The following is a 21225-nucleotide window of genomic DNA, read 5'->3' as shown; positions in this document are numbered from 1 at the left end:
AAATCGCTATTTTATATGGATTTAAATGGTTTTCAAAGTGCGGTGATTTTTTACGGAAAATTTATGCAAAAAGTACCGCACTTTGTTTTTTATTGAAGTATCAGGTAAAACTCGATCAAAAAATTGCCATTTTCTTCTAATTTAAGCTAGAATAGCGCAGATTTTTTTATTCAAAATTAGTGGTATGTGAGATTACACAATGACAGAAGTGCAGAAATTAACAAATAACAAAGAAATTATTGCTTACCTTGCGGAAAAGTTTCCGCGCTGTTTTTTCCTTGAAGGTGAGGCAAGACCGTTAAAAATCGGGATTTTCCAAGATTTAGCCGAAGCCCTTGCTGATGATGAAAAAGTGAGCAAAACCCAATTGCGTCAAGCATTGCGTTTATATACAGCAGGTTGGTGTTATTTATATGCTTGTAAAGAGGGGGCTGAACGCGTTGATTTGCAAGGTAATCCTGCAGGCATATTAGAAAAAGAACACGCAGAACACGCCGCACAAAAATTAGCGGAAAGCAAAGCAAAAGTGGCGGAAAAACGTGCTGCGGAACGTGCGGCAAACCCAAAAACCAATAAAAAGCCAGCGCGTCCAAATAGTAACAAAGCGAATGGCAAAAAAACGAATAGACCTAATTTAGTTGCAGTAGATCTTGCTACTTTAACGCAAGGGGCGACAGTAAAAGTCAAAGCAGGAAATAGCACAAAGCGTGCCGTGGTTTTAGAAGTGGTGAAAGACAATGTACGTGTTGAACTTGAAAATGGTTTAACAATCTCTGTCACCGCAGAGCGCTTATTTGCATAATTCTCGTTATTTATTGAGTTAAGTAAAGAAGTCATCATTGTGATATTTACTTTGATTAGGACATTTGAATGAAATTTAATAAAAGAAAAGGCTACTTAGCCGGTTTGCTGCTAAGTGCCTTATTTGTTAATGCGGATCTTGCCGTTGCTGTTGCCCCTAAATTGAAGGCGGCAGATATTGTCATTCCAGAACCAACTGAAACGAACCAGTTGGTAACAAAGCGCGTTGCAACGCGTTTAACCCAATCTCATTATCGTAAGTTTCAGTTAGATGATGACTTTTCGCAAAAGATTTTTGATCGCTATTTAAAAAATTTAGATTTTAACCGGAATACGTTCTTGGCTTCAGATGTGGCAGAAATGCGCGCTAACTATGGCGATAAGCTAGACGATCAGCTTAACCAAGGTAAGCTAGATATGGCGTTTGCGATGTACGATCGAATGATGAAACGCCGTTATGAACGTTATAAATATGCCTTATCTCTTTTAGATAAAGAGCCAAATCTCAGCACAGATGATCAAATTGAGATTGAACGCAAGGATGCAGCTTGGCCAAAAACGGAAGAAGAGGCCAATGCACTTTGGGCGCAACGCGTTAAAAATGACATTATTAACTTGAAGCTCAAAGGCAAGAATTGGCGTGAAATCAAGAAAACCTTAACCAAACGTTATGATTTAGCGATTCGCCGTTTAACACAAACGAAAGCTGATGATATTCTTCAAGTGTATTTGAATGCCTTTGCGCGCGAAATTGATCCACATACCAGTTATCTTGCACCAAGAACGGCAAAAAGTTTTAATGAAAGTATGAATCTTTCTTTAGAAGGGATTGGGGCAACATTACAGTCGGAAGATGGCGACACGATTATAAAATCCTTGGTCGCTGGTGCGCCAGCAGATCGCAGTAAAAAAATTAAGCCGGGAGATAAAATCGTAGGCGTTGGGCAGGCGAAAGGGGAAATTGAAGATGTTGTCGGTTGGCGTTTAGATGACGTGATTGATAAGATCAAAGGGAAAAAAGGTAGCAAAGTTCGTTTAGAAATTGAGCCAGAAAAAGGTGGCAAATCCCGTATTGTTACCCTTATTCGAGATAAAATCCGTTTAGAAGACCAAGCTGCCAAATTAACCGTTGAAAAGGTGGAAGGTAAGCAAATTGCTGTTATTAAAATTCCAAGTTTTTATCTGGGCTTAGCGGAAGATGTGAAAAAACTGCTTGTGGAAATGAAACAGAAAAATGCACAAGCATTGATCATTGATTTGCGTGAAAACGGTGGCGGTTCATTAAAAGAAGTGGTTGAATTGACCGGCTTATTTATTACCGATGGGCCAGTGGTTCAGGTGAGAGATGCTTATCAACGCATTCGTATTCACGAAGATCCAGATAATACGCAAGCGTATTCAGGGCCATTATTGGTGATGATTAATCGTTTTAGTGCCTCTGCGTCAGAAATTTTTGCCGCTGCAATGCAAGATTATAACCGAGCTATCATTATTGGGCAGAATACCTTTGGTAAAGGCACGGTTCAACAAAGTCGTCCATTGAATTTTGTGTTTGATTCGGAAGAAACGCCAATGGGGCTTATTCAATACACCATTCAAAAATTCTACCGTATCAATGGCGGAAGTACTCAGTTGAAAGGGGTTGCGCCAGATATTACTTTCCCTTCAGTCATTGATTTGAAGGAATATGGTGAAGAAAAAGAGGACAATGCATTACCTTGGGATAAATTACCACCCGCTCCTTATTCAGAGGCAGGAAATGCAAGAGAAGCCGTTAATGCGTTAGAAGCCCCGCATATTGCTCGAATGGCAAAAGATCCTGAATTTATAGCCCTTAATGAAGATCTTAAAGTATTGGATGCACGCCGTGAGCGTAAATATTTATCATTGAATTTTGCAAAACGTAAAGCAGAAAATGATAAAGATGATGCAAAACGCTTGAAAGACCTCAATGCACGCTTTAAACGTGAAGGCAAAAAGCCATTGAAGAAACTGGATGATTTGCCGAAAGATTATGAAGCACCTGATTTCTACTTAAAAGAAGCAGAAAAAATGGCGGTGGATCTCATTAATTTTGATGAAAAACATCCTCTTTCGGAAAAAGAGGTTACGCCGAAAAATAACTAAATTTCTCACCGCACTTTTATAAGTGCGGTACTTTTTATTGTGATTTTTATATTTAAGGACTCTAGAATGTTAAAAACGACTTCATTTAAGTTAGCTACATGCGCGGCTTTATGGACGTCTTGTACTTATGTGGGAACAGCTATTGCGACAAACCCGGTTCCTGTTGTGAATGCTGGGCAATCTTCAATACCTGTAACGGTAAAACTCACCAATGAACAGCTTTTACTTGAACGAAAAGCAATTGCTGAGAAAATTTCAGCAGAACGTAAAGCAGAAGAAGATCGTCTAAATGCAGAACAGCAACAGCGTTCAGAACAGCGTTTAACGGATATTATTGGCACACAACCGTTAATGTTTAAATCTGCCGTTGCCAAAATTTATACACAAAATGATTATATTTTGCTATGGGAAGATAAAAAAGCGGAGAAACAGTTTTTACGCGAGTATGCGGCATTAGTTGCGAGTGGCATTTCTCGTCAATCCGCACAGAATTTAGATCGTATTTACAATGCTGAAGGCAAAGATCGTTTGATCTATGATATTTTGCTGACTGACGCTTTCCTTGATTATCTTTATTATTCACAAAATGTCTTAAAATCTGCACAGAAATGGTTGTATTCTCCAACAGCGTATAAAAGTGCCGAACCGACTGATCAGGACATTTACCGTTGGTTAAGTGCGGTGAAAAATAATCAACATTTTGAATTTGTTGCGCAGCTTGCGGGGAAAAATAGCTTATATCGTCAAACTTTATACCAGCTAGAAGCGTTAATTTCTTCAGGAAAAATAGATCCTAATCAACGCTATAAATTGGCGATCAACACGCAGCGTTTAAGAATTTTGCCTGAGTTTAATAATGGACTTTTTGTAAATATTCCAAGTTATCAGCTTAATTATTATCGTAATGGTAAACTGGTGATGAATTCACGCGTTATCGTAGGTAAACAAGCACGTAAAACCCCTGTGATGTACAGCAAGTTAAGCAATGTTGTGGTCAATCCACCTTGGACACCCACAACGCGTTTAATTAATGAAGATCTTGTACCAAAAATCAAACGCGATCCGGGCTATGTGGCTCGTAATGGTTATACGATTACAGACGGTTCTGGGCGTATCATTGATCCGCATTCCATTAACTGGGAAGCAATGGGCAACAAATTCCCTTATCGTATTCGCCAAGCACCGGGGGATAGTGCATTAGGGAATTATAAATTTAATATGCCAAGTGCTGATGCGATTTATTTGCACGATACACCAAACCATAATTTATTTAACAAAAAAGATCGTGCCTTAAGTTCAGGCTGTATTCGCGTTGAACAATCTGATCAGTTAGCCAGCATTTTATTGAAAGAAGTCGGTTGGTCTGATGAGCGTAAGCGTAACGTGCTGGGTAGTAAGAAAACCACTTCTGCCAATGTCGGGTCAGACAATCCTGTTTATCTTTATTATGTAACGGCTTGGATGAATGGTGGAAAATTACATACCTTGCCAGATATTTATGGTTATGATGTTGTACCAAATCTAAACTATGTAAACTGGAATGCGGTAAAAAAATATTTGATGTAGTTCCTGGCACATTGAAAAATGATTTTTATTAAATTTTTTTACTTTTTTATGAACTAATTAGAAAGTGCATAGTCAAAAAGTAAAGAATTGTAAATTTAGCGTAAAGAATTATTAATATGAGTGACATTAATCAGCAACGCCGCAAATGGCTTTCCCTTGGGGGGATTACTTTAGGTATCTCGTTATTACCAAACTCTGTATTAGCAATGGTATCAACAGCAAAACCACGCATTCTTAACTTTAGAAATATTAATACGGGTGATCGTTTCGCAGGGGAATTTAGTCCGACAAAAGGGTTTTCTACGGCAAGTCTGAAAAAGTTGGATTACTTATTACGCGATAAACGTAATAATCAGATCCGTCGAATGGATCCTAAATTATTTAATAAGTTTTACCAAATTCAAAGTCATTTAGGTTTGCGCAATACAGAAATTCAGATCATTTGTGGCTATCGTTCGCCTGCGAGTAATGCTGCAATGCACCGAAGAAGTCGTGGTGTTGCAAGTAATAGCTACCATATTCGTGGACAAGCAATTGATTTTCGTATTGATGGTGTACCATTAGCGCAGGTTAGAAAAGCTGCAGAAAGCCTTAATAATGGTGGTGTTGGGTATTATCCTAGAAGTAATTTCGTGCATATTGATACAGGTCCTGTTCGCACTTGGCGTGGAAGCTGATTTACACTATTTTTAATAGAAAACCGCAAGTAAGTTTGCGGTTTTCTTATTTCAATTTAAACAGTTTTAGTAAAGGAAAGAAAATGAATATTGAAATTATCCCAGTTACTGCATTTCAACAAAATTGTTCAATTATTTGGGACGATGAAAAAAATGCCGCAATTATTGATCCCGGTGGCGAAGCCGAAAAGCTCATTAAACGGATTGAAGAACTAGGATTAAATCTAAAATTGATTTTGCTTACTCATGGTCATTTAGATCATATCAGTGCAGCAGAAAAACTGAAAAATCACTTTAATGTGGAAATTTGGGGTTCTCACGATGCCGATCGCTATTGGTTTGAAGGCTTACCACAACAAGCAGAACGCTTTGGAATGTTATTTGAAACAAACGCTTTTTTGCCTGATCGCTGGTTAAATGAAGAAGGGGAAATCATTAAAGTGGGGGACTTCAATTTTGAAGTGTTGCATTTACCGGGGCATACACCGGGGCATATTGGTTTTATTGAGCATAGCAAAAATATTGCATTTACTGGTGATGTATTATTCCAAAATAGCATTGGGCGTACAGATTTCCCCGGTGGCGATCACCAAACCTTGCTGAACTCAATTAAAGAAAAACTCTATCCGTTACCCGATGAAATGATTATCATCGCAGGTCACGGAAATTACACTACCATTGGTAAGGAAAAGAAAAGCAACCCGTTTTTGCAGGGAATGTAGAAAAATCAAAGTGGTGTTCTAAATAACAAGAAAGGGAGTATTGTGCGTTTACTCCCTTTTTTGTTTATCTCTTTTATTTCAAAACCAAAATCGGTTTTTTGCCGTAGCGTGCTACTTTTACTGTGTTACTGCTTAATCCTTTGGCGTTTGGTTTGCTGCTGGCGAGCATAATGATGAGATCTACTGCTTTTTCATCGGCGATGCGATTAATTTCTTCGTAGATCGTACCATGGGCAACGATATGCTGCACTTTTGCTCCTGCTGGAAAGTGGGTTTTAGTGAATTCGTGCAGCGTTTTATTCGCCTCTTCAATCACGGATTTATCAAAGTTTTTCGGTAAGAAGGCAGAGACAAAGCTGTCATCAATAGGTTCAATAATCGTCACAACACGGTAAATCGCATCGGGGTTATGGTTAGTAAGCTGTAATGCGGTATCTACGACATACTTCGCACTTTTTAGATTGCTGAGATCAATGGCGATAAGCAGTTTGTTGTACATAATAAGATCCTTTTATTCGGTTGCGGTTTTTACATTGGGTAAATTTATAAAATTTTGACCGCACTTTAATTGCAAAGTGCGGTCAATTTTTTTATTGTTTTTTCGCTCTACGGCGTTGATTAAATCCAACGAGGAGAATAATCAACAAGCCGGGGATGAACATCCATTCTTTGGCGATAGCCACTTTCGGTAAGGAAATATCTAATAAGGTTTGATCCCAATTTAATCCCGCTTTGGCAGCAGGGGAATCAATTTCAACCATATCAATAATCACTTTTGGCGTGGTTTTACCCTCAATTTCAATGGTTTCATCGGTATTGAGTAAGGTTAAACCAAGTTTGTTAAGGCGTTCCTCACCTGTTTTTCCGTCTGGCACACTGAGTTCAGAGTAAAACTCAATTTGTTTTCCATAAGGATTGGTACCCGCGACTTTCACCGTAATTTTTTCATTTACTGGCACGTTCTCCAACGCTTGTGCCAAGTGAACAGGTTCAATATGGTAAGACGTTGGGGAAATATATTCCATAAAGAAACCCGGGCGGAAAATGATAAATGCCGCAAAAATTAAGGCAAAGGTTTCCCATAGCTTATTCTTCGTGATGAAATAATTCATTGTCGCAGAGGTAAAGGCGAGTATGGCAATGGTAGAGACCACGGCAACCAGTATGCCTTTTGCCCAGCCCACATCAATTAATAGCAGATCCGTATTAAAGATAAACAAGAATGGCAAGATTGCGGTTCTTAAGCTATAAAAGAACGCCACTAACCCTGTTTTTATTGGATTGCCTCCCGATACCGCAGCGGCTGCAAAAGAAGCAAGGCCTACTGGCGGGGTTACGTCTGCCATAATGCCGAAGTAAAAAACGAATAAATGTACGGCAATCAGTGGGACGATTAAGCCATTTTGTTTTCCGACTTCGACTATAACCAGTGCCATTAATGATGACACGACGATATAGTTGGCAGTGGTTGGCAAGCCCATTCCAAGAATTAAGCTGAAGATTGCCACAAGGATAAGCATAAGCAAGATGTTACCCATTGAGAGCATTTCGATAATGCCTGAAAGTTGCACGCCAAAGCCAGTCAGAGAAACCACCCCAACGATAATTCCTGCCGTTGCAGTAGCGATTCCAATCCCGATCATATTTCGCGCACCGGTTTCTAATCCATCAACAAGCGAATGAAAACCTTGTTTAAACTGATCTGTGCTAATTGGTTTATTGCGGAAGAAGTTAAGCAACGGATGTTGAGTAACGAGAATAACCATTAAGGTAACAGTTCCCCAGAAAGCAGAAAGACCCGGTGAGAGCATTTCAACCATTAAACACCAAATGAGGACGACCACTGGAATCAAATAATGTAACCCAGCATTTACCGTTGGTTTTGCTGAAGGCAGTTTTACCACGGGCGAGTTTGGATCATCAATTTCTAAATCAGGAAATTGTGCAACACGGCGAATTAATGCCAAGTACACTAAAGCTAATGCGATAGCAACAATCAAAAAGCTATGTTCAGGTGCGATAGTTTTGATCCAACCTAAGGTAAATTTGACCCCAATAACTAAAACAATGACGGCTAGAATTGTGCTCACTAATTTTAGTAAGGTAATTAAGAATGGATTTGGTGGATCTGTTCTTGGTAAACCGTGCAAGTTCATTTTTAATGCTTCTAAATGCACAATATAAACCAAGGCAATATAAGAAATTAATGCTGGTAGTGCCGCATAGGTGATAAGTTGGCTATAAGGCATATTGACATATTCAATCATCAAGAAAGCAGCTGCGCCCATTACTGGTGGCATAATTTGCCCATTCACGGAAGAGGCAACTTCTACTGCGCCTGCTTTTTCTGCGGAAAAGCCAACACGTTTCATCATTGGAATAGTGAACGTTCCTGTGGTTACGACGTTAGCAATTGATGAACCTGAAATAAGTCCAGTTAAGCCTGATGACACCACGGCGGCTTTAGCCGGCCCGCCACGCAAATGACCTAAGTAAGCAAAAGCGGTTTTAATAAAATAGTTACCTGCTCCCGCTTTATCTAATAATGCCCCAAATAAAACAAAGAGGAAGACATATTTAGTAGAAACCCCCAATGCAACACCAAACACCCCTTCAGTGGTTACCCATTGCTGGTTCACCATTTGCGAAAGTGAGCCTGAACGGTGGCTAATGATCCAATCCGTTGGCAAAAACTGACCAAAATAGTTATAAGCTAAAAAGACGCTAGCAATAATCACTAAAGGTAAACCAAGGCTACGACGACAAGCCTCTAACAGTAATAATACACCGAGGCAGCCTGCGATAATATCTTGCGTATTAGGCGCACCAAAACGTGTTACTAAGCCTTCATAAAAGAAAATGTAATATGCCCCTAAAAATGCGCCAAGCGTAGCAAAAAACCAGTCTAATAACGGAATGCGGTGTTTTGGCGAAGTCGCAAACGCAGGGAAAGATAAATAGGCTAAAAATAATGCAAAGGCAAGGTGGATCGAACGTGCTTTAGTATCATCGATCACCACATTAACATCTACCCCAAAATTTCGTATGACTTCTTGTAGCCAAAATGGAAATGGAGAAGTGTAATATAATTGAAATAATGACCATAAAATTGCGGTAATAACAATCAGTTTCCTGCTTGCACCAGTAGGATTTCGTCCGCCTGAATCATTGGAGGCGACCATATCTTGCAGATCATCATAATCCATTTTTTTTGTGGATTCGGACATAAAATCTCCCGAAAAATTTTAAAATAATGAAAACAGAAAAAGGCAGGGCTAAGCCTGCCTAAATAATCAAGATGAAATTATTGTAACCAACCGCGTTCTTTATAGTAACGTACTGCACCATCGTGTAATGGCGCAGAAAGGGCGTTTTTAATCATCTCTTCTTCTTTTAGGTTAGCAAAGGCTGGATGTAAGCGTTTGAAACGATCAAAGTTATCAAAGACGGCTTTTACCGCTGCGTAAACTTTGTCATCAGGTACGTCTGAAGAGGTCACTAAAGTAGCATATACCCCGAATGTATCTACTGGATTATCTGTCCCACGGTATAATCCACCCGGAATTGTTGCTTTAGCATAATAAGGATTTGCTGCCACTAAGCGATCAATGGCTTCACCTGTAACAGGCACAAGATGGGCATTACAAGAAGCCGCTGCTTCTTTTAGAGCGCCATTTGGGTGGCCTACGTTATAGGTAATCGCATCTAAGTTGTTATCACACATCACTGATGCCATTTCTGCGGGTTTTAACTCAGAAGCGACTTTAAATTCTTTATCTGTCCAACCTTTAGCCGCTAAAATAACATTCATTGTTGCACGAGTACCTGAACCTGGATCGCCAACATTCACACGTTTCCCTTTCAAATCATCAAAAGAGTTAATATTGGCATCATCACGTGCCATTAATGTGAATGGTTCAGGGTAAATTGAGAATACCGCACGCAATTTATCATTTTTCTTACCAGCAAAGGAGCTTGTGCCGTGGTAGGCGTGATATTGCCAGTCTGATTGTGCAATTCCCATCTCTATTTGATTTGCCGCAATGGCATTTAAATTTGCCACAGAACCACCTGTTGAAGGGGCGTTACATTTGATATGGGTTTTTGCGGTATCACGATTTACTAATTGGCAAATGGATTGCCCCACCACATAGTAAACCCCTGTTTGACCACCTGTACCAATGGTAACAAACTGATCTTCCGCTTGCACAGAAAAAGACGTGGCTGCGACACCAGCGATAAGCGAGAGTTTTAATAATTTTTTCATTTTTACTCCTTTACTGTTTAATTTATAGAAGGCTTAATCACTTTAGAACAAAAGCTTATGCCTAAGAGATGTTGTATTGCCCTAAAACTTTTACAAAAAATTTACAGACGAACAAGATATACCCTAGATTGCTTCTTGTTGCAATCATTTTTTACACGAGTGCGGTAGGGTTTTGACGAATTTTTATCCATAAAAATGAAATGTGAGGAACTTTTTTATAAAAAAGGAAACTAATAGGAGAATTCACGGGAAAGCGTTCCCATCTTACCCCCGCAAGGGAATCTTCATTAACCTAAGGAGTTAAAATGAAAACATTAAAATCGGTATTAGCATTAAGCCTAGCAATGGCAGTATCATCAACCGCCTTTTCTACAGAAAAAGTAGGCGCAACTGACGCGGTAAAAAATACCGTTCAAACAATGAAACAAGATGCAATAAAACAAGGTAAAACGTTTACCACAGAAAAAGCCAGTAAAGTAAAAGACAATGTTCTTGATGCGAAAAGTGCGGTAGAAAATAAAGCAAAATCCGCTAAAAAACTAGGCGAAGATAAAGCGACTTTAGTGAAAGAAAGTGCAACAAAAGCTAAAGATAAACTGGCAGAAAGTAAAAAAAACGTTAAAAGCAACGCTAAATCAGCGAAAAAATCGCTAGAAGAAAAAGCGACGTCAATGAAAGCGGGGGCAATAAAAGCGAAGGATAAAATGACTGATAGCAAAAACTCAGCTGAAACTAAAGCCAAAGAAAGTGCTAAATCCGCCGCTGAAAAAGTGAAAACAAAAGCATCAGATAAAGCTAACTCCCTGACAGAAAAAGCGAAAACTTATGCAGGTGAAAAAATCAACATCAACAAAGCAGATGCTAAAACATTGCAAAACCTTTCAGGTATCGGTGAAGCAAAAGCAAATGCCATTGTTGAATACCGCAATAAAGTAGGAAAAATTAAATCTGTGGAAGAATTATCTAATATTTCGGGGATTGGCGAAGCAACGATCGAAAAAATCGCTCCTTATTTAAGTTTCTAAAAATTTGTTAAAAAACCACCGCACTTTAAAAGTGCGGTGGTTTTTTTGTCCTTTTTTGTTATTCTTTTCCTTCCAACGGAGTAAACGGACGTTCTGTGTGTCCTGTATAAAGTTGGCGAGGACGTACAATCTTCATATTGCCCGGTTTAAACATTTCTTTCCAGTGCGCGATCCAACCTACTGTTCTTGCAAGCGCGAAGATAACCGTAAACATTGAGGTTGGAATGCCTATGGCTTTTAAGATAATACCTGAATAGAAATCTACATTTGGATAGAGTTTGTGGTCGATAAAATAGGGATCGCTTAATGCAATACGCTCTAGTTCCATTGCTACATCGAATAATGGGTTATTAATATTCAATTCTTTAAGCACTTCGTGGCAGGTTTGACGCATCACTTTCGCACGAGGATCATAGTTTTTATAAACACGGTGTCCAAAACCCATTAAACGAAATGGATCGTTTTTGTCTTTGGCGCGCGCGATATATTCTGGAATGCGTTCAATACGACCAATTTCCTCTAACATATTGATACAGGCTTCGTTTGCACCACCGTGTGCAGGCCCCCAAAGGGAGGCAATACCCGCAGCAATACAAGCAAATGGATTTGCCCCTGATGAAGCGGCAGTTCGCACCGTAGAGGTCGAGGCGTTTTGTTCGTGATCGGCGTGTAGGATAAAAATGCGATCCATTGCACGTTCAAGTACGGGATTGACTTCATAAGGCTCACAAGGCGTTGCGAACATCATATGTAAGAAATTACCTGAATAAGAGAGTTTATTCAGCGGAAACATAAAAGGCTGCCCGATAGAATATTTGTAACACATCGCGGCAAGTGTTGGCATTTTGGCCAGTAGGCGAATCGCGGTAAGTTCACGGTGTTCAATGTCATTAATATCTAAGGAATCGTGATAGAACGCAGCTAATGCACCACTTACCCCACACATAATTGCCATCGGATGAGAATCTCGGCGGAACCCGTGGAAGAAACGGGAAATTTGTTCGTGGACAAGGGTATGTTTGCGCACCAATTGGCGGAACGCTTTGTATTCTTCTGCATTTGGGCGTTCGCCAAATAATAATAAGTGGGCGACTTCTAAATAATCCGCATTTTGTGCTAAATCAGCAATCGGATAACCACGGTGGAGGAGAATGCCGTTATCGCCGTCGATATAGGTAATTTCAGACACACAAGAGGCGGTAGACATAAAACCGGGGTCAAAGGTAAAAAGTTTATTTTTTACTAGAGATTGAACGTCAATGACATCATAGCCGAGTGAACCTTTACGCATTGGGAGTTCAAGTTCACGTCCATCATTTAAGGTGAGTTTTGCATTTAATTCCGTCATAGATCTTCCTCTTTTGTTGGCGTTGATAATGTTGTATTTGTTGAATTATTATACTTTCTAATGAATTTTCACTATAACCTGTTATGGCGTAGCTGTCTTTAATATTTACAAAAAAATTTTGTTAAGGAAATGTTATTTTCTCAAAAATGAGAGACAGATCAAAAAATCAAGAAAATGTTAATGTTTTGTTAATTTAATTGGTTGCGAATTAGGGGAATTTGATTTTAAATTATTCGACTAGCACTGAAAGAAAAATCAATGCGTGTTTCTGATTGAATCCTATGTATAATAAACCTAATGAATTTTAGGTTGTAAATTCTACCCAACCAAGCTAGGTGGTATTAATGAAACAAACAAGTCCAATTAGTGAATGGTTAGCTTCAAGTGCGTTAAATGGAGCAAACCAGTCTTATATTGAAGAACTGTATGAAAGCTATCTTCAAGATCCTCATTCTGTTGATGAAAGCTGGCAGCAAATTTTTGATCAATTACCCAAACACACCGTCGTAGAGCAAGCCCATTCGCCTATTCGTCAATATTTTAAACGTTTGGCAAGAGATGCTCAGGTGGAGGGCGTGACTGTCATTGATCCAAAAGTTAGCGGACGACTGGTAAAAGTGTTGCAATGGGTGAATGCGCACCGTAATCGTGGGCATTTACACGCGGATCTTGATCCATTAAAACTTTGGCAACGTATGGATTCGCCAACCTTAGACTATAAATTCTATGGTTTTACCGATGATGATCTTGATGAAGAATTTGACATCAGTGGTTATGTGTATGACAAAGAGAGAATTAGCCTGCGTGAGCTTTCTTCATCATTGAAAGGCACTTACTGTGGCACGATTGGGCTTGAGTTTATGCACGTTAATGACCTTGCGGCACGAACTTGGTTACAGAAAAAGTTAGAAAATTGGTTAAATCAACCGTTATTTAGCAAACAAGAACAGCTTAAATTCCTTGAAGAATTAACGGCCGCAGATGGTTTGGAGCGTTACCTTGGTGCGAAATTTCCCGGTGCAAAACGTTTTTCTCTTGAAGGCAGTGATGCGTTTATTTTGCTGATGAAAGAAATTATTCGTCAAGGGGCGAAACAAGGCATTAAAGAAATCGTAATGGGAATGGCACACCGTGGGCGACTCAACCTATTAGTGAATGTGCTAGGCAAAAAGCCGGCAGAATTATTTGATGAATTTGCCGGAAAGCATCACGGCAATGGCACGGGTGATGTGAAATATCACCAAGGTTTTTCTTCAGATTTTATGACCGATGATGGGGTGGTGCATTTAGCACTGGCATTTAATCCTTCTCACTTGGAAATTGTCAATCCTGTGGTGCTTGGTTCAGTACGAGCGAGACAAACCCGACTTAACGATGTAGAACGCTCAAAAGTGTTGCCTATTACGGTACACGGCGATTCTGCGGTAGCTGGGCAGGGCGTGGTGCAAGAAACCCTAAATATGTCTGCCACGCGTGGTTATTCCGTGGGTGGAACGATCCGAGTTGTCATCAATAACCAAATTGGCTTTACCACCTCTAATCCACACGATACGCGTTCAACGGAATACAGCACCGATATTGGTAAAATGATCGAAGCGCCTGTTATTCACGTAAATGGTGATGATCCAGAAGCTGTCGCTTATGCGGCAAGAATGGCAGTGGAGTTTAGAAATAAATTTAAACGAGATATTTTTATTGATTTAGTTTCTTACCGCCGTCATGGGCATAATGAAGCCGATGAACCTGCAGTCACGCAACCGTTAATGTATGAGCGTATTAAACGTCATCCTACTCCACGCAAAGTGTATGCCGATCGCTTAATTGCAGAAAATGTGATTGATGAAGCTTACAGTTTAGAATTAATGAATAAGTATCGTGATGCGTTAGATAATGGCGATTGTGTTGTTCCAGAATGGCGTGAACGTGATGTTGAAGCCTCTGATTGGATGAAATTCCTTAGCCAAGAATGGTCAGATTATGAAGGCAGTATTGATGAGCAACGCTTTACTGCGCTTGCCTTAAAAGTGTGTGAATACCCAGAAAATCACCCAATTCATTCCAGAGTGAAAAAAATTTATGATGATCGTAACTTAATGGCAAAAGGCGAAAAACCATTTGATTGGGGAATGGCGGAAACAATGGCGTATGCCACGTTACTTGATGAAGGTTATAATGTTCGCCTATCAGGAGAAGATGCGGGACGTGGCACATTTTTCCATCGTCACTCCGTATTGCATAGCCAAAAAGATGGTACTGTCTATACGCCATTAGCGCATCTACATAACCAACAAGGGCATTTTGAAGTTTGGGATTCTGTGCTTTCAGAAGAAGCCGTGCTAGCTTATGAATATGGTTATGCCACCACAATGCCAAGAACGCTTACATTGTGGGAAGCGCAATTTGGTGATTTTGCTAACGTGGCGCAAGTGGTAATTGACCAATTTATTAGCTCAGGTGAACAAAAATGGGGCAGAATGTGTGGCTTGGTGATGTTATTACCACACGGTTATGAAGGACAAGGGCCAGAACATTCATCGGCACGTTTAGAACGTTATTTACAACTTTGTGCGCAACAAAATATGCAAGTGTGTGTACCTTCAACGCCTGCACAGATTTATCATTTATTACGCCGTCAAATGATCCGCAAAGTACGTCGTCCACTTATTGTGATTACGCCAAAATCCTTACTTCGCCACCCACTTGCTGTATCCAGTAAAGAAGAATTAGTGAATGGCATTTATCAGAATGTGATTGGCGAAATTGATCGTCTCGATCCAAAGCAAGTGAAACGTGTGGTAATGTGTTCGGGTAAAGTGTATTACGATTTATTAGAACAACGTCGCAAGAATAATCAAACGGATGTGGCGATTATTCGTATTGAACAGCTTTATCCTTATCCGCACGAAGAAATGAAAGCGATACTTGCGCCTTATCGCCACGTAACGGATTATGTATGGTGTCAAGAAGAACCACAAAACCAAGGCGCGTGGTATTGTAGCCAGCATAACTTTGTGAGTTCATTGCCAGAACAGGGTAAATTACGCTATGTGGGCAGACCGGCTTCGGCATCGCCAGCAGTGGGATATCTAGCTTTACATAATGAACAGCAACGTGATTTAGTGAATGAGGCATTAGCCTAATCTTAAAAGTGCGGTCAAAAAATACCGCACTTTTATGCAAACAAACACAAATAAGACACTCTAAGAAGGAATAAAAAAATGAGCGATTTTGAGATTTTAACTCCCGTGCTACCTGAATCCGTGGCAGATGCAACGGTTGCCACTTGGCATAAAAAAGTGGGTGATCAAGTAAAACGTGATGACGTCCTTGTAGAAATTGAAACAGATAAAGTAGTGTTAGAAGTGCCTGCACAAGGTGATGGTGTGCTTGAAAGTATTTTACAAGCAGAAGGGGCAACGGTAATCAGCAACCAAGTACTAGGCAAAGTAACTGCTCAAGCGATAGTTGGAAATGATACAAAAGAAAGTGTGCAAAAAGTCGAGCAAACCCCTGCTGATCGCCATTTAGCAAATTTAACATCAGAACCGACAAATAGCGATGCGTTAAGTCCAGCAGCACGTCGGTTATTAGCAGAAAATGATTTAACTGCTGATCAAGTACAGGGAACGGGCGTAGGGGGACGTATTACTCGTGAAGATATTGAACGTACGGTTGCCCAGCGAGCAAGCCAAGCTCAGCCACAGCAAGAAGCAACGCCAACCACATTGAATGTGGCAGGGCGTGATGAAAAACGTGTGCCGATGACACGCTTACGCAAGCGGGTGGCAGAGCGTTTATTAGAAGCGAAAAATAGCACCGCAATGCTGACAACGTTTAATGAAGTCGATATGCAACCGATTATGCAGCTACGTAAAAAATACGCAGAAAAATTTGAAAAATTACACGATACTCGCTTAGGGTTTATGTCTTTCTACGTTAAAGCCGTGGTAGAAGCACTAAAACGCTATCCAGAAGTGAATGCCTCTATTGACGGTGATGATATTGTGTATCACAACTATTTTGATATTAGTATTGCCGTTTCCACCCCGCGTGGCTTAGTGACCCCTGTATTACGCAATTGTGATAAGCTGAGTATGGCGGAAATTGAAAAGCAAATCAAAACCTTAGCTGAGAAAGGACGTGATGGTAAATTAACAGTGGAAGATCTCACGGGGGGAAACTTCACCATTACTAATGGCGGTGTGTTTGGCTCATTAATGTCCACGCCGATCATCAACCCACCGCAAAGTGCCATTTTAGGTATGCACGCCATTAAAGATCGTCCAGTGGCTGTGAACGGCGAAGTCGTGATTCGCCCAATGATGTATTTAGCGCTTTCTTACGATCATCGTTTAATTGATGGACGTGAAAGTGTCGGCTTCTTAGTGACTATTAAAGAAATGCTGGAAGATCCAACACGTTTATTATTAGAAGTGTAGTCTTAACTTAAGGCGATAAGGAGACTTATCGCCTTATTTTTATCAGTTTACCAGCGGATTTATTGTGAAGCACAGCACAACAAAGGGAGAGAGACAACGCGATGAATTTACACGAATATCAAGCAAAACAACTTTTTGCGCAATACGGATTACCCGTAGGTGAAGGTTATGCGTGCGAAACGCTAGAGCAAGGCTTGGAGGCCATTCAAAAATTAGGTGGCTCAAAATGGGTGTTAAAATGCCAAGTTCACGCAGGCGGACGTGGCAAGGCTGGCGGAGTGCAAGTGGTCAGCACTGAACAACAAGTGCGGGCATTTTTTGACAAATTTTTAGGCAAGCGTCTTGTTACTTTTCAGACAGATAGCAAAGGACAGCCTATTAATCATATTTATGTGACGAACTGCGTGGCGGTGAAAAAAGAATTGTATCTGAGTGCGATTGTAGATCGTCGTTCGCAACAAATTGTCTTTATGGTTTCCACAGCGGGAGGCGTGAATATTGAAGAAGTGGCGGAAAAAACACCGCACTTATTACATCGTATCTCGATTGATTTATCCGTGGGCGGAATGCCATATCAAGGGAGAGAATTGGCTTTCAAACTTGGCTTAACGGGCAAACAAATCAAGCAATTTACCGACATATTTTGTCAGCTAAGTCGCCTATTTATCGAAAAAGATCTCGCCTTATTAGAAGTGAATCCATTGGTCATTTTGGATAATGATGATCTCACTTGTCTTGATGCCAAAATCGTGGTGGACAGCAATGCACTATATCGTCATCCAGATTTACTTGCGATGCGTGATCTCAGTCAAGAAGATCCCCGTGAAGCCGAAGCAGAAAAATGGAATCTTAATTATGTAGCATTAGATGGCAACATTGGCTGTATGGTTAATGGGGCAGGATTAGCAATGGGAACAATGGATATTGTTAAATTATACGGCGGACAGCCAGCTAATTTCCTCGATGTAGGGGGCGGGGCAACCAAAGAACGTGTGGCTGAGGCGTTTAAAATCATCTTAACCGATCCGGCTGTAAAAGCGATTTTAGTCAATATTTTCGGTGGCATTGTACGTTGTGATTTGATTGCTGAAGGCATTATTGCTGCAAGCAAAGAAGTGGGCATGAATGTCCCTGTGGTGGTACGTTTAGAAGGGACAAATGCGGAATTGGGCAGAGCAATGCTCGCAGAAAGTAAGACCAACATCATTTCTGCACAAAGTTTACAACAAGCGGCAAGCGAAGTCGTGAAAGCGGCAAGAGGAGAATAAAATGTCAATTTTAGTGAATAAAAACACCAAAGTGATTTGCCAAGGTTTCACCGGAGGACAAGGTACATTTCATTCAGAACAGGCGCTTGCTTATGGCACAAAATTAGTGGGAGGTGTTTCTCCCGGTAAAGGAGGCACAACTCATCTAGGTTTGCCTGTTTTTAACACCGTGCGTGAAGCGGTGAACCAAACTGGCGCAACGGCAACAGTAATTTATGTTCCTGCCCCTTTTTGTAAAGATGCCATTTTTGAAGCTATTGATGCAGGAATATCACTGATTGTTTGTATTACGGAAGGCATTCCAACCTTAGATATGCTCCAAGTAAAACAAAAACTCAATGAAACAGGCGTAGTGATGATAGGACCAAACTGCCCGGGAATTATCACCCCTGATGAATGCAAAATTGGCATTATGCCGGGGAATATCCACCAAAAAGGGCGCGTTGGTATTGTCTCTCGTTCAGGCACATTAACTTATGAAGCGGTAAAACAAACAACGGATCAAGGTTTTGGGCAATCCACTTGCGTTGGGATTGGGGGCGATCCTATTTCCGGCTCAAGTTTTATTGATATTCTGCAACGCTTTCAACAAGATCCCGAAACTGAAGCCATCGTGATGATTGGTGAAATAGGGGGAAGTGCGGAAGAAGACGCCGCAGAATTTATTCGCCATAACATCACTAAACCCGTAGTGGCATATATTGCTGGCATCACTGCGCCAAAAGGGAAACGAATGGGACACGCTGGTGCGATTATTAGTGGTGGGAAAGGCACTGCCGATGAAAAAATCCACGCTCTACAACAAGCCGGCGTAACCACCGTGAAAAGCCTTACGGAGATTGGAATAGCGTTAAGGGAAATCTTAACGCAATAAGTCATTTCTAAAGTGCAGTCAGTTTTTGCTGATTTTTTATAAGGGTAAAGACAGAAAAATGAATAACATTCATTGTAATAATGAATAATTCGGATTTGCGAAGCAAGTGGGGCTGTGTCAAAATAGCGCCATTTTTTATGTAGAAAGGAAAGACAATGCAAAAAAATATGATTACCACAGCAATGTTGTTTGCGTTTTCTAGCGCACTTTATGCCACAGAAAACGTAACACAAAGCGAAGCACTTGCACCTATTTATGTGTATTCTGCTTATGCCACCCCCGTGAATGAAGATCAAACTGCCTCATCAGTGACGGTTTTAACTGAAAAAGATTTTGCTGAACGCGATGCCACTTATGTTTCCGATGTATTAAAAACCGTGCCAAGTGTGGCAATCGGTGCCTCAGGGGGACGCGGTACATTGACCAATCTTTATTTGCGTGGCGCAGATTCAAATCACACAGCAGTAATTATTGACGGTGTGAAAGTCAATCCTGTTTCAGGCTATGGCTATGATTTCGGCGGCTTAAGCCTAAGCAACATTGAGCGTATTGAAGTATTGCGTGGTGAGCAATCTGCATTATGGGGCAGTGATGCAATGGGTGGTGTGGTTTATATCACCACGAAAAGCGGGCTTTATAAGGACAAACCCTTTAACGTGGATTTTGATTTAGGCACAGGCTCAAAAGGCACTTATGATGGCTCGCTCACCCTTTCAGGTCAGCAAAATGGATTTTATTATAGCGTACACGGTGATAGTCATCGCACTAAAGGTATTTCTGCGTATAGTTCAAATCGTTTTCGTTATACCACGGAAGATGGCAACAGTGTCAGTACAGGTGGAGCAAAAGAGCGAGATAAATTCCACCGTGATGCATTGTCATTGCGTGTGGGCTATGATGACGGCGAAAAAGGTATTGATTTGTTAGCTAGTCATTTTAGCCAAACGGCACGTTTTGATAATAGCTATGCGGCAGAAACGACCTTTGATGATTATACCCGAACCCGTGAAACAACCTTCAAGTTAGGTGGCTACGTAGGATCGGATAAAGACTTGTTTAAACATAAAGCAAACATTAGCCACCAAAAAACCGACAGTGATACGCTAGGTTCGTGGGCAAGCGGTTATGATGCGAAAAAACTCAATGCAAATTATCAGTTAGATATTCATTTTGATCGCGAAGGTGAGGTGCAACAAGCCTTGAGTTTGCTTACAGAGTATCAACGTTCTACCTATGATTTTGGTTCTTCTGCTAACAGTAAAAAGCATTTAACAGAAAAAAGCGTGGCAGCGGAATACCGTTTATTTAGCGAAAATGATCATAGTTTAAGTTTGAGTGGGCGTTACACAGACAGCAATCATTATGATAACAGCTTTACTGGACGTATTTCAGGGGCTTATCGCGTATTACAAAATCTGAAAGTTCACGCAAGTTTTGGTACGGCGATCCAAAATCCGACCATTACAGAGTTTTATGGTTACAATGGCACATTTTTACCTAATCCAAACCTTAAACCAGAAAAAAGTAAAGGTGGGGATATCGGCTTGTTGCTTGACACCACAGATAAACGTCATCGCTTAGATATCACTTATTTTGCTCGCAATGTGAAAAATTTTATTAGTACAGCTTATTTGCCTAATAACGTTTCACAAGCGGTAAATATGAGTGGTTCAACTCAAATCAGAGGTATTGAAGTGGCTTATAACGGAAAAATCACCGATGATTTAACCGCTTACGCAAACTATACTTATACCCAAACAAAAGACAGCCGTGGTAAAGCATTAGTTCGTCGTCCAAAACATATGGCAAACCTTGGCGTCGCTTATCAAATCACAGAAAACGTTGGCGCGAATATGAATGTAAACTATGTAGGTAAACGTTTTGTTAATTATCCTGCAAGAATTAAAATGCCTTCTTACACCTTAGTTAGCCTTGGAATGACTTATCAAATTACGCCAAACTTAAATGTGTATGCGAATTTGAATAACCTGTTTAATAAAAAATATGAAAATATCGTTGGTTACGGTCAATATGGTCGCACTTTATATGTGGGCTTAAAAGGCAACTTCTAACGGATAAGCAGATAGGCTTTTGTAAAAGTGCGGTGTAAA

15 protein-coding genes are annotated in these 21225 nt (G+C 40.4%); 11 read left to right on the top strand and 4 right to left on the bottom strand.

Annotated features, from left to right (window positions below; genetic code table 11):
- The first annotated feature begins 199 nt into the window (after positions 1–199).
- The 5 genes from proQ to L4F91_RS05805 all read left to right on the top strand — a co-directional run bounded on the left by proQ (position 200) and on the right by L4F91_RS05805 (position 5893).
- Positions 200–802: an RNA chaperone ProQ gene (gene proQ / locus L4F91_RS05825; protein WP_395895320.1), complete on the top strand. Its 603-nt coding sequence runs from the start codon at positions 200–202 to the stop codon at positions 800–802.
- Between the two features lie 68 nt (positions 803–870).
- On the top strand, positions 871–2928 hold the full coding sequence (prc, locus tag L4F91_RS05820; RefSeq protein ID WP_250350127.1) for a carboxy terminal-processing peptidase: 2058 nt from the start codon (positions 871–873) through the stop codon (positions 2926–2928).
- 66 nt (positions 2929–2994) lie between these two features.
- Entirely contained in the window at positions 2995–4494 is a 1500-nt protein-coding gene (locus L4F91_RS05815) for a L,D-transpeptidase family protein (protein ID WP_395895318.1), read from the top strand.
- Between the two features lie 116 nt (positions 4495–4610).
- Positions 4611–5171, top strand: a complete 561-nt coding sequence (locus L4F91_RS05810) for a DUF882 domain-containing protein (RefSeq protein ID WP_395895316.1) — start codon at positions 4611–4613, stop codon at positions 5169–5171.
- An 83-nt stretch (positions 5172–5254) separates the two neighbouring features.
- Positions 5255–5893: an MBL fold metallo-hydrolase gene (locus tag L4F91_RS05805; protein ID WP_265761847.1), complete on the top strand. Its 639-nt coding sequence runs from the start codon at positions 5255–5257 to the stop codon at positions 5891–5893.
- Between the two features lie 73 nt (positions 5894–5966).
- Here the strand turns inward: L4F91_RS05805 and L4F91_RS05800 are convergent, their stop codons facing one another.
- The 3 genes from L4F91_RS05800 to L4F91_RS05790 all read right to left on the bottom strand — a co-directional run bounded on the left by L4F91_RS05800 (position 5967) and on the right by L4F91_RS05790 (position 10160).
- Positions 5967–6392 carry a universal stress protein gene (locus tag L4F91_RS05800; RefSeq protein ID WP_265777970.1) on the bottom strand — a complete coding sequence of 142 codons (426 nt, stop codon included), beginning with the start codon at positions 6390–6392 and terminating at the stop codon, positions 5967–5969.
- A gap of 91 nt (positions 6393–6483) precedes the next feature.
- Complete coding sequence (locus tag L4F91_RS05795) at positions 6484–9120, bottom strand: TRAP transporter permease (RefSeq protein ID WP_395895313.1); 2637 nt, start codon at positions 9118–9120, stop codon at positions 6484–6486.
- 77 nt (positions 9121–9197) lie between these two features.
- A complete protein-coding gene (locus L4F91_RS05790; protein WP_395895311.1) occupies positions 9198–10160 on the bottom strand; it encodes a TAXI family TRAP transporter solute-binding subunit in 963 nt (320 codons plus the stop codon).
- A 305-nt stretch (positions 10161–10465) separates the two neighbouring features.
- Here L4F91_RS05790 and L4F91_RS05785 point away from each other — a divergent pair, with 305 nt between their 5' ends.
- Complete coding sequence (locus tag L4F91_RS05785) at positions 10466–11185, top strand: helix-hairpin-helix domain-containing protein (RefSeq protein WP_395895309.1); 720 nt, start codon at positions 10466–10468, stop codon at positions 11183–11185.
- A 58-nt stretch (positions 11186–11243) separates the two neighbouring features.
- Here the strand turns inward: L4F91_RS05785 and L4F91_RS05780 are convergent, their stop codons facing one another.
- The gene (locus tag L4F91_RS05780; RefSeq protein WP_250363103.1) at positions 11244–12533 is read right to left on the bottom strand and encodes a citrate synthase; all 1290 of its coding nucleotides are present in this window, start codon (positions 12531–12533) and stop codon (positions 11244–11246) included.
- Between the two features lie 344 nt (positions 12534–12877).
- Here L4F91_RS05780 and sucA point away from each other — a divergent pair, with 344 nt between their 5' ends.
- The 5 genes from sucA to L4F91_RS05755 all read left to right on the top strand — a co-directional run bounded on the left by sucA (position 12878) and on the right by L4F91_RS05755 (position 21186).
- Positions 12878–15673 carry a 2-oxoglutarate dehydrogenase E1 component gene (sucA, locus tag L4F91_RS05775; RefSeq protein ID WP_395895307.1) on the top strand — a complete coding sequence of 932 codons (2796 nt, stop codon included), beginning with the start codon at positions 12878–12880 and terminating at the stop codon, positions 15671–15673.
- Between the two features lie 78 nt (positions 15674–15751).
- Positions 15752–16972: a 2-oxoglutarate dehydrogenase complex dihydrolipoyllysine-residue succinyltransferase gene (gene odhB / locus L4F91_RS05770; RefSeq protein ID WP_250363101.1), complete on the top strand. Its 1221-nt coding sequence runs from the start codon at positions 15752–15754 to the stop codon at positions 16970–16972.
- Between the two features lie 101 nt (positions 16973–17073).
- Positions 17074–18240, top strand: coding sequence for an ADP-forming succinate--CoA ligase subunit beta (gene sucC, locus L4F91_RS05765; RefSeq protein WP_395895304.1), 1167 nt, complete (start codon positions 17074–17076; stop codon positions 18238–18240).
- Between the two features lies 1 nt (position 18241).
- Positions 18242–19114, top strand: coding sequence for a succinate--CoA ligase subunit alpha (gene sucD, locus L4F91_RS05760; RefSeq protein ID WP_395895302.1), 873 nt, complete (start codon positions 18242–18244; stop codon positions 19112–19114).
- A gap of 155 nt (positions 19115–19269) precedes the next feature.
- Positions 19270–21186 (top strand): TonB-dependent receptor plug domain-containing protein, encoded by a 1917-nt coding sequence (locus L4F91_RS05755; protein ID WP_395895300.1) that lies wholly within the window; start codon positions 19270–19272, stop codon positions 21184–21186.
- The last annotated feature ends 39 nt before the right edge of the window (positions 21187–21225 follow it).

This window comes from Avibacterium sp. 20-126 (assembly GCF_044358625.1).
Classification (GTDB): domain Bacteria; phylum Pseudomonadota; class Gammaproteobacteria; order Enterobacterales; family Pasteurellaceae; genus Avibacterium.
Note: the sequence above shows the minus strand (reverse complement) of the source record. Positions and strands in the feature narration are given on the sequence as shown.